We start from the raw sequence: 13,902 nt of genomic DNA, 5'->3' as shown, positions 1-13,902 counted from the left end.
GCCGGTCAGGCCTTGAGGAAGTCGAGCAGCGCGGGGTTGACCACTTCGGAGTGGGTCCAGGCGATGTTGTGCGGGCCGCCCTCGACAGTGATGAAGGCCAGATCCTTGATCAGCCCCGGCAGCCGCTTCGCCGTGTTCGCGTACGGAAGGACCCGGTCGTCGGTCCCGTGCATCAGCAGCGTGGGCACATCGATCTTCGGCAGGTCCTTGCGGAAGTCGGTCAGCCAGGTGTCCACACAGGCGTAGGCGCCGTGGGCCGAGTTGGCGACGGCCGTGTTGAAGCTGAAGTTCCAGGCCTCGTCACTGATCCGGGTGCCCTTGTACTGATCGTAGTTGTACAGGTTGTTGATGAACACCTTCATATAGGCCGGGCGGTCGGCGACGATGGCGGCCTTGATGTCCTCGAAGACGGACCGGTCGACCCCGTCGGGATTGTCGTCGGCCTTGAGGAGGAACGGCGGTATCGCGCCGAGCAGTACGGCCTTGCTGATCCGCCCGGAACCGTACTTGCCCAGATAGCGCGTGACCTCGCCCGTGCCCATCGAGAAACCGACGAGCACGGCGTCGGAGACGGACAGATGGTCGATGAGGACCTTGAGATCCGCGGCGAAGGTGTCGTAGTCGTAACCGAACGTGGGGCGGCTGGAGTTGCCCGTGCCGCGTCGGTCGTACGTGATGACGCGGTACCCGGTGGCGAGCAGGACGCGCTCCTGCTTCTCCCAGGAATGCCCGTCGAGCGGATAGCCGTGGATCAGGATCACGGGCTGTCCCATGCCGTGGTCCTCGTAGTAGATGTCTATGGAGCCGGTGTTTTCCTGCCCGACGGTGACGAACGGCATGGGAATGCCTGCTTTCTGTACTCGTTGATGGCGCTTTGTCTCCATGAAAACTCCGTCGGCCGGGGCCCGCCACATGGGTCTGTGCCGCTTCGTTCATGGGTTCGGACGCGCATGACGGAGGCGTCCGAGGGCACAAGGCAACAAGGGAAACGGAGAAGGGAGTCCGACGCATCGCCCTCATCGGTGCGCGGGCAGGAGCGAATGAGCGTGTGACGCATGAACGGACAGATGGTTGTCGGTACGGCTTTCGCGTCCCTCGCGGACTCTGTACGCCCATTGCGCCGGGCCCGCGAATTCCTGGGCTCGCCGGGCTGTGCGGCCGAGGCGCGACTGCTCGCCGACCGTTTTCTGCAGCAGCTCGAAGCCGAGTGGTGCGCCGCGCTCGGCGACGGGCGGGGCGACGATGTGCTGCTCGTCGTCAATGAGCTGGTCACCAACGCCGAGCGGCACAGCCATGGCCCGTATCTGCTGGAGCTGGAGGGCACCGAGCGGCAGGTGATCGTGACCGTGTACGACAGCAGCTCGGCCCTGCCGCGCCGCTATGAACGGGACCCGGGCAGGCCGGGCAGGCACGGCATGGAGATCGTCCATGTGCTGAGCGACCGGCTCGTCGCAGAACGGGTTCCGGTCGGCAAGCGCGTCCAGGCCATGTTCGAACTGTGAGCCGTGCGATGCGTTGACGCTGTCGCAGGGGTGACCCTACCTTCGCTGTGGAAAGCGCTTGCTATGGCGCTGCCGTGCGCACTCGGCGCTCGTACGTGAAGGCGGAGGCGAGGAACTGATGGGTACACAGGCGCCCGCGACGGCGGGGACGGTGAGTGCGGCGGGGTTCGCCGGGCTGCCCGGGGCCGTCGCCGTATCGCATCTGCGGGTGTACGACTGGCAGGCCCCGGACGGAGTGCGCGGCGGCACCCCGCATCTGCACCTCACCTGCTCCGAGGGGTACGTGGTGACGGCGGGCCGGGGAGCCGTCCAGACGCTCGGCCCGGCGGGCTTCGCCGTGACACCGCTGGCGCCCGGTGCCCTGGTCTGGTTCACCCCCGGCACCATTCACCGGCTGGTCAACGAGGACGCGCTGCGCATCGTCGTCCTGATGCAGAACAGCGGACTGCCGGAGGCCGGCGACGCGGTACTCACGCTCCCCCCTGAGTATCTGACCGACCCGGAGACCTACGCGCGGGCCGTCGGCCTGCCCGACGGCCCGGAGGCATCGGAGGACGAGCAGGCCGCCGCCGCGCGCCGACGGCGCGATCTGGCGGTCGAGGGCTTCACGGTGCTGCGTACGGCATGGGAGGCGGGCGATCCGGGGCCCCTGCTCGACTTCCAGCGGGCCGCCGCCGCGCTCGTACGGCCCCGGCTGGCGCGGTGGCGCGAACGCTGGGAGGCGGGCGCGGCCGAAGCCGCCCGGCAGACCGGTGCCCAGCTCGGTCTGCTCGCCGCGGGCGACGCCTCGTATCTCGCCGAGGCCCGGCTGCACACCCGGCTCCCGGCGGCGCACGGCCGATTCGGCATGTGCGGGCGCCTCGACACGTACGACATCCCGTGACCCGGGGCTGACGTCCCCGGCCCCGGAACGCTCACACCGCCATGACATGGCTCCCGTCGCGCGTCTCTCGAACGGTCAGACGTCGGGTGGCGGTTCGGCGGTGCCGGCGCTGCCGCCCTCGCGGCCTTCGCTGGCCCTGCGGCGGGCGTCCAGCACCTTTCCGATGAGGAAGTCATAGACATAGGCACCGACGATTCCGCCGATCAGCGGGCCGACGATGGGGATCCACATGTAATGGCTGAACCATTGGAAGGTCCCGGGAATGGCGATATCGCCCCAGCCGACAGCGTATGTCCACAGCCGTGGACCGAAGTCACGGGCGGGGTTGATCGCGTATCCGGCGTTCGTGCCGATGCTGAGGCCGATCGCGACCACCACCATGCCGATCATATAGGGACCGAGATTGGATCCCGGCGCCGTGTTCCGCAGATCGATCAGCGCGAAAATGACCGCGACCAGAAGCGCGGTACCGACGATCTGGTCGAGCAGCGGTCCCCACCATGAATTACCGAAATACTGTGCCGGGAAAGTCGCGAAAATCGAGAAGGTGGGAAGCGATTCGTCCCTGGCGAGCCCGGCTCTGCTGTTGGACGCGTTGATGGCCGAGGCGTACATACCGAACACCAGGGCGGCGCCGAGGAAGGCGCCCAGGAATTGCGCGCCCCAGTAGGGGAGGACCTTCCTCCAGGAGAAGCTCCTGCGCAGGGCGAAGGCCAGGGTCACGGCGGGATTGATATGCGCTCCGCTCACGCCTCCCGCGATATACACGCCGAAGACGACACCGAAACCCCAGCCGAATGCGATGATCAGCCAGTTCGCGGCGTCGAAGGGGGTGGACTGCCGGCCCGATCCGGGGAGGCCCGCGACAGCCACCGCGACCGAGCCGCAGCCGAGCAGGATCAGTACGAACGTTCCCAGGAATTCCGCGAGCAGTTCACCGCCGAGTCCTTCTCGGTAGCCGCGGCGCTTCGTACTGGTGGCTGGCATTACGCCTCCCGCTTCGCGATGTGGGGCCGCCCGGTGGAACCCGCCCGATAGCACTGTTCCATGGCTGACGTTCGGTCGCGGATATATGGTGGGCCATTCGGGGGACGGAGTGACCGGCCGAAATAACGTGCGCCCGGCCGGGGATGTCCCGGCCGGGCGCACGGTTTTCCGGTTGTGCGGTCCGCTTTTCCGATGTGCGGCAGTGCGGACAGCCCTTAGCTGGTGTAGGCCTCCAACTCGGAGAGCTGGGCCGCTGGCCAGCCGGTGTTGGCCGTGAACGTCAGCCGCAGATGGCGGACCTCCGTCCCGTCCAGATTGATCGTCGCGGTGTTGCCGCTCGACGGGTTGAACGTGTAGTTGGCCGAAGCCTTCAGCGTGCTGTACGTGGTGCCGGTGGCACCCAGCACACTCAGTGTCTGCGTACGGGTTGCCCACGCGGACGCCGGAGGAAGCTTCAGGACGACCCGCTTGACCGCCTTCGGGGCGCCGAGATCCACCGTGATCGACTGGGGGAAGGCGTTGTTGGTGCTCTCCCAGTAGGTGTTGGCGTTGCCGTCGACCGCGTTGCCCGCGCCGTACACATCAACGTGTCCCGACTCCGTGACCGTACGTCCCTGGGCCAGGTTGCCCGTCTCCGCCGGCGGGGTGGTGGGAGGCGTCGTGGGCGGCGTGGTCGGCGGGGTGGTGGGACCGCCCGGCACACCGCCGTTGGTCCACACCGGGTCGGGCCAGGTACCGGTGCAGGCGGGCGGGTTGGCGTACCAGCCCGAGTTCCCCGAACCCTGGGTGATCTGGAAGCCGCCGCCGACACAGTTGTGGATCGGGTTGGACTGCGCGATGTGCGTGGCGGTCACATTGGTGAACGAGGCCGTGCCCGGGGCCTGGATCTGGAGCGCGTAGGTGCCCGCGCCGTCGATCCTGATGTTGTTGAAGCGCAGCCCGTTCGTCGCGCCCTCGATGAGATGGATCGCGGCGTAGGAACTGTCCAGGACCTCGCTGTCGGAGATGTTGATGGTGGCGTTGATCGGCTCGTTGAGACCGCTGAACCAGATCGCGCCGACGCCGAAGCGCCAGTTGTAGTCGTTGTTCCCGGTGCGGATGAGGGTGTTGCGCGCGGCGGTCGCGACGCCCGAAACCGCCGTGCCCTGACCGGAGTTGACACCGGGGTAGCGGTTGGCGATGTGCAGCCCGCCGCCGTTGGTGATGGTGTCCGACATGACATTGTCGGAGATGGTGATGTCCCGGCCGCCGTAGGTGACGATGTTGTTCGCCAGGATCGGCAGGATCACCGTGTTGAACGTGAACTTGTTGTTCACGTTCGGGACGGCCTCCGCCCACATGGCCAGACCGTCGTCACCCGTGTTGCGCACAAAGGTGTTGGTGACCGTCGAGTTGGTGACGCCCCGGTGGAAATTGACGCCGTCCGCGGTCTGGTCCAGGATGCGGCTGTTCTTGATGGTGAAGTTGTTCATCGGGCCGTCCATCCAGGCGCCGCACTTGGTGTGCTGCATCCAGACGTTGTCGACGACCGAGTTGGACATCGCGCCGCCGATGGCGTTGACCTGGTCGTTGTCCACGCGCTCACGGATGTCGCCCATGATGGCGAAGTCCCTGAGGGTGACATTGCTGCTGCCGCCCGCGTCGGCGTACTTCCCGTACACACCGACGGCCTTGCTGCGGTTGGACGGATCACGTCCGGTCAGCACGCTGTACCAGGGGCCGGCGCCGCGCAGGGTCACCTTGTCCACGATGATGTGGTCGCGCACCTGGAAGGTGCCCTGCGGGATGTAGACCTCTCGGCCCTGGGTGCGGCCCGCGTCGACGGCCGCCTGGATCTTGGCGGTGGAGTCGGCGCCACCGGTCGGGTCGGCGCCGAAGTCGGTCACCACGTCGAGCGCGCCGGAGGGCTTGCCGATCGGCGCGGCCACCTGCTCGAAGTCGGCCAGGTCGATGGTGAAGCTCGGGGACGCGGCGGTCGAGGAGACCTGGAGCCTGATCTTCGTACCGGCCGCCAGGGTCGACCCGAACATGGTGCGGGTCTCGTCGTAGAAGTGGTGCGGGTTGGTGTCGCCCGGGTTGTTGTTGAACGGGTAACCGCCGTAGTACCAGCCGTACTTGGAGGTCACCGGCACGCTCTTGAGGGAGGTGCCGTTGACCCGCAGGTCGATGGCGGCGTCGCGACCGGTGCCCGCCGCGTTGTCGGGCAGCGAGTAGCGGAACGACATCGCGTTCGCCGGGGCGGTGAGCGTGAACTCCACGTACTCACCGACCGCGTCCAGCGTGACGGCCTGCCGCCCGGAGGCTTCCGAAGGCAGCGTGCCGTAGAGGCGGTTGGGGCCGATCAGGGTGCCGTTGGTCGCGGCGTACTCGGCCTCCTGCTCCTTGAACGGCACGGTCGCGCCGCGACCCTGGACATCGAGGGGCGAGGGGGTGGGGACCGCCGCCGCCTGGGCGTCGGGCGCGGTGGACAGCACCACCGCCGCGGCCGTCCCGGCCACGGCGAGTGCGAGGGAGAGGGAGGCGGACAGGCCGCGCCTGAGCAAACGGCTTCTGGAGGATGGGGGGAGTGTCACAGACATACGTCCTTGCGGCTCGTGGGGACTCTGCGGACGCGAAAAGGCTAGAAGCGCAGCCGCATGAAGTCTATGAATCTGCGCAATTTTTGAAGACAGAAGCAAAAATCCTTGACCCGGCGGGGGGCCGAGGCGCGCGAGGAGACGACTGCCGGGTGCCGTCATTCGGCTCGGCGCCCCCGCTTCGCATCGTCCCCGCGCACACCTCTTGTAGGGCGCTCGCGGGCGGCCCTACGATGCTGGGCGCGGATGGTGAAACGTTTCAATCGTTTCCGTCGAAGGGGTTTGCGATGAGCATGGGCTGGACACGCAGAGCGCTCCTGAACGCCTCGGTGGTGGGCGCGGGAGCCGGAGTCGCCGCACTGGCCGCGGGTTCCCCGGCTTCGGCGAAGCCCTCGACGGGGGAGGCGACGCGCGGAGGAGGGCTCCGTATCGTCCGTACCACGGTCGAGTACGCCGAGCGGCTCCTCGGTACGGATGTGGCGGCGCCGCTGCTGTCCTGGGAACTCGACGGCGGCGCCGGCCGGGGCGCTCGGCAGGTCGCGTACCGGATACGGGCCGCGGCCGACGCGTACGATCTCGCGGCCGGGCGGGAACTCCTCTGGGACACCGGCCGGGTGGCGTCCGGCGCCAGTGTCGCCATACCGTACGCGGGCCCCACGCTGCCGCCCCGCACCCGCTGCCACTGGCAGGTCCGTGTCTGGGACGCCGACGGGCACGCCTCGCCGTGGAGCACGGCCGGCTGGTGGGAGACCGCGCTCGGCGGTGAGGACTGGCAGGCGCAGTGGATAGGCGCCGACCCGGCCACCGAACCGCCGACCGCCGACGGCGCGTCCTGGATCTGGACCACCGAAGCGACCACGGGCAACGCCCCGGTCGGCACGCGGTGGTTCCGGGGCGCCCTTGTCCTCCCGGCCTCGGTCTCGGACTCCGCCGCCGTCACCCGAGCCACCCTCCTCGCCACCGCCGACGACGACTTCACCCTCCATCTCGACGGCCGGCAGGTTCTCCATGCCCCCGAGCAGGTCGACGGGTGGCGCACCGGGCAGGTCACCGATGTCACCGAGGCCGTACGGTCCGCCGTCGCCGACGGGCGGATCGTGCTCGCGGCCCGTGCCACCAACCGTGGCGGCGCCTCCGTCAACCCGGCCGGACTGCTCGTACGGCTGCTGGTCGAGACCGCCGACGGAGCGAGCCACGAACGTGTCACCGGGCCGGGCTGGCGTACCGCCGGGACCGAGCAACAGGGCTGGGAACAGCCGGACTTCGACGACACCGGCTGGAGCGACGCCGCGGTCCTCGCACCATACGGCCAGGGCCCCTGGGGCACCGGGGTCTCGTTCGCCGTGCCCGAGGCCCCCGCGCCTCTGCTGCGGCGCGAGTTCACCGTACCCCGCCCGGTCAGCCGGGCCCGGCTCTACATCAGCGGACTCGCCTACTACGTCGCCGAGTTGAACGGGGAGCGCGTCGGCAGCCAGGTGCTCGACCCGGCGTTCACCGACTACGACGAGACCGTCCTGTACGCGGTGCACGATGTGACCGGCCTCCTCCGGCGCGGGACCAACGCCATCGGAGTCACCCTGGGACGCGGCTTCTACGGCATGACCACCCCCAATGTCTGGAACTGGCACCGGCCGCCCTGGCACGGCGAACCCCGGCTCCTCTGCCGTCTTGAGGCCGAACATCTCGACGGCTCCCGCACCACCCTCGTCTCCGGCACCGACTGGCGCCTCACCGAAGGCCCCACCCGCACCAACTCCCTCTACGCGGGCGAGACATACGACGCGCGGCTGGCTCCCGAAGGCTGGACCCGGCCCGGTTTCGACGACAGCGGCTGGCGCCACCCGAAGAGCAGGCCGGCCCCCGGAGGCACACTGCGCGCCCAGCCCCAGGAACCCATCGAGATCATCGAGACCCTCACCCCCACCTCGATCACCGAACCGAGCCCCGGGGTGTATGTCGCCGACATGGGCCGTACGACCGCTGGCTGGACCCGGCTGACCGTACGGGCGCCGGCCGGCACCACCGTCCGGCTCGTCCATGGCGAGAAGCTCAAGGGCGACGGCACCGTGCACGCGGAGACCGGCCATGTGCCCGGACGGTTCCAGCGCGACGAGTACATCTGCGCGGGAGGCACGGACGCCGAGGGCGGCACGGGCGGTGGGGGCGGCACGGACAGTGGGGGCGAGGAGGTGTGGGAACCGTCGTTCTCGTACAAGGGTTTCCGGTACGTCCAGGTCAGCGGCCTGCCAGCCCTCCCGCGCCCCACCGATCTGCGAGGCAGGGTCGTCCATACGAAGGTCGCCGAGGTCAGCGGCTTCGGCTGCTCCGAGCCGTTCTACGAGCAGCTCGACCGGGCGATGCGCCGCACCCTGCTCAACAATCTGCACGGCATACCCACCGACACCCCGATGTACGAGAAGAACGGCTGGACCGGCGACGCCCAGCTCGGCGCGCCCGTCATGACCCATGCGTTCGGGATGCACCGCTTCCTGGCGAAGTGGCTCGGCGATCTGAAGGACAGTCAGAACCCGGACGGGCAGCTACCGGTGATCGTGCCGAGTGGCGGCTGGGGCTACGGCGATCTCGGCCCGTCCCCGGAGTGGACGACCGTATACCCGTTCCTCGTAAGGGAGTTGTACCGGATCTACGGTGACGACCGGGCGGCCCGCGAGCACTGGCCGACCTTGACCCGTTATCTGGACTGGGAGCTGGACCGGCTGGTCGACGGCCTCGCGATCACCGCGCTCGGCGACTATCTGCCGCCCGGCTATGGCGGCAACCCGCCCGAGGACACCCGGCTGACGGCCACCGCGTACCTCCACAGGGCGCTCACCCAGACCGCCGAACTCGGCGAACTGCTGGGCCACGACGAGACCGCCGAGCGTTACCGCGGCGCGGCGGACGGGCTCAAGAGCGCTCTCAACGCCGCCTTCCTCGACCCGGTCTCCGGGCACTACAGAACCGCGAAGGACCCCGGCTACCGGCAGACCTCCAACGCCCTTCCGCTGGCCTTCGGCCTCGTCCCTGCGGGCGCCCGCGCCTCGGTGCTCGACAGTCTGGTCGCGGACATCACCGCGCGTGGCAACCACCTCAACACCGGCGCGCTGGGCACGAGCGTCCTGCTGCGCGCCCTGTGCGCGCACGGCCGCCCGGATGTCGCGCACGCGATCGCCACCCGGCGTACGTACCCCAGTTGGGGCTACTGGTTCGACAACGGCGCCGACACCATGTGGGAGATGTGGCCGCTCGACTCGCGCTCGCGCGACCACTACTTCCAGGGGACGGTCGCGCAGTGGCTGTACGAGAACGTGGCGGGGCTGCGGCCCGGCGACGCGGGCTACCGCACCTTCACCGTACGGCCCGACGGACGCACCGGAGTCACCTGGGCCCGTACGTCCATCCGTACGGTCCGTGGCACGGCCTCGGTGGCATGGTCGGAGATCGGCCCGGATCTGCGGCTGACGGTGCGGGTGCCGGTCGGCGCGACGGCCGAGATCCACGTACCCGCGCGGCGCCGCGAGGAGGTGAGGGCACCGGGCGGAGCCGTATATCTGCGCACGGAACCGGGGTTCGTCGTATACCGCGCGGACCACGGCGCCTGGGACTTCGTGGGGCGCGGCTGAGCCCTGTCCGGTACGAGGCCCGGTATGAGAGGAGATTTGAACGTTTCAGTCCCGGTCCGTTCCGTCCCGGTCTCGCCGCAGCAGATAGGTGTCCATGATCCAGCCCTTGCGGGCGCGTGCCGCCGACCGCAGCTCCTCGATCCGGGCGGCCACCTCCGAGAGCCGCCCGGAGACCAGGATCTCGTCCTCCGTCCCCACATAGGCACCCCAGTGGATGACCGGATCGGCCGCGAGATGGTGCCGGAAGGCCTGGTGCGCGTCGAGCATCACGACGACGTCGTCCACGCCCTCCGGCCATCCCTCGGCGAGCCTGCGGCCGGTGGTGATCTGTACGGGACCGCCCACCCGGTTCAGTCCGGTACGGTGCCGGGCGGCCAGCGCGGAGACGCTGCTGATGCCGGGGATCACCTCGTGGGCGAACCGGACCGTGCCGCGCTCCAGGACCTCTTCGAGGATGCCGAGCGTGGAGTCGTACAGCGAGGGGTCTCCCCAGACCAGGAACGCCCCGGTCCGGTCGTCGTCCGGCCCCTCGCCCAGCTCCTCGCTGATCAGGCGCTCGTAGAGGGCGGCACGCCGGCTCCGCCAGTCCTCGACGGTTCCCGGATAGGCGGCGCCGTCCGGGGCGGCCTCCCGCTCCGGATCGCGGACCTCGACCAGCCGGTACTCATGGCCCGCGGCATGCCGGCGCAGGATCTCGTGCCGCAGCTCCATGAGGCCGGCCTTCTCCTCGCCCTTGTCGAGCAGGAAGAAGACATCTACCTCGTGGAGCGCTCTCACCGCCTGCACGGTGAGGTGGTCGGGGTCGCCCGCTCCGATACCGATGACATAGATCTTTCTCACCACGTCGAGTCTGCCGTATGCCCGCCGTGCTCGACTCATCGGAGGTCTGATGCCTCTTCGCGATCTTCAGGGGTCTTACGCGCATCACCGCGCACGACATATGCTCCGCCCATGCGAGTCGCCCTCTTTGTCACCTGTGTCAATGACGCCGTCTATCCGTCCACCGGGATCGCGACCGTACGGCTGCTCGAACGACTGGGTATCGAAGTCGACTTTCCCGAGGAGCAGAGCTGCTGCGGCCAGCCCCAGTTCAACACCGGCTACCGGCGCGAGACCGAGCCGCTGGTACGGCGGACCGTGCGCGCCTTCGAGGGGTACGACTATGTCGTGACCCCCTCGGGATCCTGCGCTGCGATGGTCCGGCAGCACTATCCGGCCATCGGTGACGAGGCCGCGGGCGCCCTCGCCGCACGGACCTACGAGCTGACCGAATTCCTGGTCGACGTGATCGGGGTGACCGATGTCGGGGCGTACTTCCCGCACTCCGTCGCCTATCACCCGTCCTGCCACGGCCTGCGGCTGCTCGGGCTCGGCGAACGGCCCCGGAGACTGCTGGAAGCGGTCAGGGGGCTGGAGCTGCGGGAGCTGCCGGGCGCGGACGAGTGCTGTGGTTTCGGTGGTACCTTCGCCGTGAAGAACTCCGATGTTTCGGCCGCGATGGGCCAGGACAAGGTGCGCAACGCCGTGTCCACCGGGGCGCGGGTGCTCTGCGGGGCTGACAACTCCTGCCTGATGCATCTCGGCGGAATCGTCAGCCGTGCGGACGCTCCGCTGCGCGCCGTGCACCTCGCGGAGATCCTGGCGTCGACGGAAGAGGAGCCCTGGTCATGAGCGGTACGTATCTGGGGATGCCGGCGTTCCCGGTCGCGGCCAAGGACGCTGTGGGCAATGAGACGCTCCGGGCCAATCTGCGTCACGCCACCCACACCATCCGTGACAAGCGGGCCAGGGCCGTCGCGGAGCTGGACGACTGGGCGCGGCTGCGCGAGGCCGGCAAGCGGATCAAGGACCACACACTGCGCCATCTCGACCGCTATCTCCTCCAGCTCGAGGAGTCGGTGACGGCGGCGGGCGGCGTGGTGCACTGGGCCGCCGACGCGGCCGAGGCGAACCGGATCGTGGCCGAACTGGTCAAGGCCACCGGTGAGTCGGAGGTCGTCAAGGTCAAGTCGATGGCCACCCAGGAGATCGGGCTCAACGAGGCGCTGGAGGCCGAGGGCATCTCGGCGTACGAGACCGACCTCGCCGAACTGATCGTGCAGCTCGGCGACGACCGGCCGTCCCACATCCTGGTCCCGGCGATCCACCGCAACCGGGGCGAGATCCGTGACATCTTCCGCGACCGGATGGGTTCCTGGGGCCGGGCCGCGCCCGAGGGGCTCTCCGACACCCCCGGCGAACTCGCCGAGGCGGCCCGGCTGCATCTGCGCGAGAAGTTCCTGCGCGCCAAGGTCGGGATCTCCGGGGCGAACTTCATGGTCGCCGAGACCGGCACGCTCGTCGTCTTCGAGTCCGAGGGCAACGGGCGGATGTGCCTGACGCTGCCCGAGACGCTGATCTCCGTGGTGGGGATCGAGAAGGTGGTGCCGAGCTGGCGGGATCTGGAGGTCTTCCTGCAGACCCTGCCGCGTTCGTCGACCGCCGAACGGATGAACCCGTACACCAGTATGTGGACGGGCACCCATGACACGGACGGCCCGAGCACCTTCCATCTCGTCCTGCTGGACAACGGGCGTACGGAAACGCTCGCCGACGAGGTCGGACGGCAGGCGCTCCGCTGTATCCGCTGCTCGGCGTGTCTGAACGTTTGCCCGGTGTACGAGCGGGCCGGCGGGCACGCGTACGGCTCGGTCTACCCGGGGCCGATCGGGGCGATCCTGAGCCCCCAGCTCCGGGGCACGCGGAGCGAGATCGACGCCTCGCTGCCGTACGCCTCGTCGCTCTGCGGGGCGTGCTACGAGGTGTGCCCGGTGGCCATCGACATACCTGAGGTGCTGGTCCATCTGCGGGAGCGGGTGGCGGACCAGGGCGGCAAGGGGCATCGGCTGGAGAAGGCCGTGATGAAGGCGGCGGGCTGGGTGTTCGACCATCCGAAGGTGATGGCGATGGGCGAGAAGGCCGCGTCGAAGACTCGCAGGCTGCATCCGTCGAGGCTGCCGGGCGCGGGGGCGTGGACGAACACGCGTGACCTGCCCGAGCTGCCGCCGGAGCCGTTCCGCGAGTGGTGGAAGAGGAACCGGGCGGGCCATCAGGGGGCCGGGGGCGGGGCGCGTCGTACGACCGGCGGCGACGCCAATGAGCGTAAGGACAGCGGGACATGAGCACGGGCTCCAGCGCAGACACGGGCACCGGCACCGGTTTCGGTACGGGCACCGGCTCCGGCACCGGTTTCGGTAGGGGCGACGGCTCCGGGGCGAGCGGCGACTCCGGGGCGAGCGGCGACTCCGGCTTCGGTGCCGGGGCGCGCGAGCGGATCCTCGCGCGTATCCGTACGGCGGTGGCCGGCGCGCCCGAGGTCCCGGAGGCCGCCCGTGACTATCTGGACACACACACGCCCGACGCCCGCGTCGTCGATCTGCTCGCCGAGAACCTCGCCGACTACCGCGCGATCGTCCACCGCGCGGACACCGAGGAACTTCCCGCGCTGATCGCCCGGCTGCTGGCCGAGCGCGGCGCCCGTACGGTCCTCGTACCCCCGCTGCTCCCGTCGTCCTGGCTGTCCGCGACACCCGCGAGCATCAGCCGGGTGGATGACGACGTCGAGGCGACACCCAGGGAACTGGACGCGGTCGACAGCGTGGTCACCGGCTGTGCCCTGGCCATCGCCGAGACCGGGACGCTCGTCCTCGACGCGGCGCCGGACCAGGGGCGGCGCCGCATCACGCTCGTCCCCGACCACCACATCTGTGTCGTACGGACGGCCGACCAAGTCGTCGGATCCGTACCGCAGGCCATGCCGCTGCTGGACCCCACCCGGCCGCTGACCTGGATCTCCGGACCCTCGGCCACCAGCGACATCGAACTCGACCGCGTGGAGGGCGTGCATGGCCCCCGCACCCTGGAAGTGATCCTGCTCAGCGACTGATCGGGGCAGGCACGGGCCCGCTCAGCGGCTCGGGCCGGTCAGCCGGGGCGCCTCAGCACTCGCGTCCACCGGGCCGTCCGCCGTCACCCGTGCGGCCAACTCGCCCGCCCAGGAGGTCAGTCCGGCGATATCGACACCGTGCGGGGAGCGGTACGAGGCGATCCCGTCCGTGCCGCGCAGCAGCAGCCGCGCCCCGCCCGTCGTATTGCCGCGGGCCGCATGCGTCAGCCCGACGGCCAACTGCGCCAGCCCGCGCCACAGCGCGCGTTCGTCCTCAGGACCCGACTTCCACGCGTCCTCGAACACCTCGTGGGCATGGAACGGCTTGCCCGCGTCCAGCAGGCGCTGCGCCTCCCGTACGGTCTCCTCAGGCGTACGCACCACCCCCTCGGGCTGCCGCTCCACC

At 69.5% G+C, this 13,902-nt stretch carries 11 protein-coding genes; 6 read left to right on the top strand and 5 right to left on the bottom strand.

Annotation, left to right across the window (positions count from 1 at the left end; all coding sequences use genetic code 11):
• Positions 1–5 precede the first annotated feature (5 nt).
• Positions 6–839, bottom strand: a complete 834-nt coding sequence (locus WH07_RS20065; RefSeq protein ID WP_046501726.1) for an alpha/beta fold hydrolase — start codon at positions 837–839, stop codon at positions 6–8.
• A 216-nt stretch (positions 840–1,055) separates the two neighbouring features.
• On the opposite strand from WH07_RS20065, the gene WH07_RS20060 reads away from it, so the two are divergent.
• Positions 1,056–1,502 (top strand): ATP-binding protein, encoded by a 447-nt coding sequence (locus WH07_RS20060; protein ID WP_046501724.1) that lies wholly within the window; start codon positions 1,056–1,058, stop codon positions 1,500–1,502.
• A 118-nt stretch (positions 1,503–1,620) separates the two neighbouring features.
• The gene (locus WH07_RS20055; protein WP_046501723.1) at positions 1,621–2,385 is read left to right on the top strand and encodes a cupin domain-containing protein; all 765 of its coding nucleotides are present in this window, start codon (positions 1,621–1,623) and stop codon (positions 2,383–2,385) included.
• Between the two features lie 75 nt (positions 2,386–2,460).
• Here the strand turns inward: WH07_RS20055 and WH07_RS20050 are convergent, their stop codons facing one another.
• Both WH07_RS20050 and WH07_RS20045 read right to left on the bottom strand, forming a co-directional pair.
• The gene (locus WH07_RS20050) at positions 2,461–3,372 is read right to left on the bottom strand and encodes an MIP/aquaporin family protein (protein WP_046501721.1); all 912 of its coding nucleotides are present in this window, start codon (positions 3,370–3,372) and stop codon (positions 2,461–2,463) included.
• A 215-nt stretch (positions 3,373–3,587) separates the two neighbouring features.
• Entirely contained in the window at positions 3,588–5,951 is a 2,364-nt protein-coding gene (locus tag WH07_RS20045; RefSeq protein WP_046501719.1) for a galactose-binding domain-containing protein, read from the bottom strand.
• 284 nt (positions 5,952–6,235) lie between these two features.
• On the opposite strand from WH07_RS20045, the gene WH07_RS20040 reads away from it, so the two are divergent.
• Entirely contained in the window at positions 6,236–9,571 is a 3,336-nt protein-coding gene (locus WH07_RS20040; RefSeq protein ID WP_046501716.1) for a family 78 glycoside hydrolase catalytic domain, read from the top strand.
• A 45-nt stretch (positions 9,572–9,616) separates the two neighbouring features.
• Here the strand turns inward: WH07_RS20040 and cobF are convergent, their stop codons facing one another.
• On the bottom strand, positions 9,617–10,411 hold the full coding sequence (gene cobF, locus WH07_RS20035; RefSeq protein WP_046501755.1) for a precorrin-6A synthase (deacetylating): 795 nt from the start codon (positions 10,409–10,411) through the stop codon (positions 9,617–9,619).
• A gap of 111 nt (positions 10,412–10,522) precedes the next feature.
• Here cobF and WH07_RS20030 point away from each other — a divergent pair, with 111 nt between their 5' ends.
• From WH07_RS20030 to WH07_RS20020, 3 genes are read left to right on the top strand one after another with little or no spacing between them, the layout of a single operon-like run.
• Positions 10,523–11,242, top strand: coding sequence for a (Fe-S)-binding protein (locus WH07_RS20030; protein ID WP_046501714.1), 720 nt, complete (start codon positions 10,523–10,525; stop codon positions 11,240–11,242).
• Positions 11,239–12,732, top strand: coding sequence for a LutB/LldF family L-lactate oxidation iron-sulfur protein (locus WH07_RS20025; RefSeq protein WP_046501711.1), 1,494 nt, complete (start codon positions 11,239–11,241; stop codon positions 12,730–12,732). The genes WH07_RS20030 and WH07_RS20025 overlap by 4 nt, the downstream gene beginning before the upstream one ends.
• A complete protein-coding gene (locus WH07_RS20020; protein ID WP_079023381.1) occupies positions 12,729–13,496 on the top strand; it encodes a LutC/YkgG family protein in 768 nt (255 codons plus the stop codon). Before WH07_RS20025 ends, WH07_RS20020 begins: the two co-directional genes overlap by 4 nt.
• A gap of 21 nt (positions 13,497–13,517) precedes the next feature.
• Here WH07_RS20020 and WH07_RS20015 read toward each other — a convergent pair.
• Positions 13,518–13,902 (bottom strand): DUF309 domain-containing protein (locus WH07_RS20015; RefSeq protein WP_046501708.1); only part of this gene is annotated, 385 nt, incomplete at its 5' end.

The organism is Streptomyces odonnellii (assembly GCF_000981895.1).
GTDB classification, from domain to species: domain Bacteria; phylum Actinomycetota; class Actinomycetes; order Streptomycetales; family Streptomycetaceae; genus Streptomyces; species Streptomyces odonnellii.
Note: the sequence above shows the minus strand (reverse complement) of the source record. Positions and strands in the feature narration are given on the sequence as shown.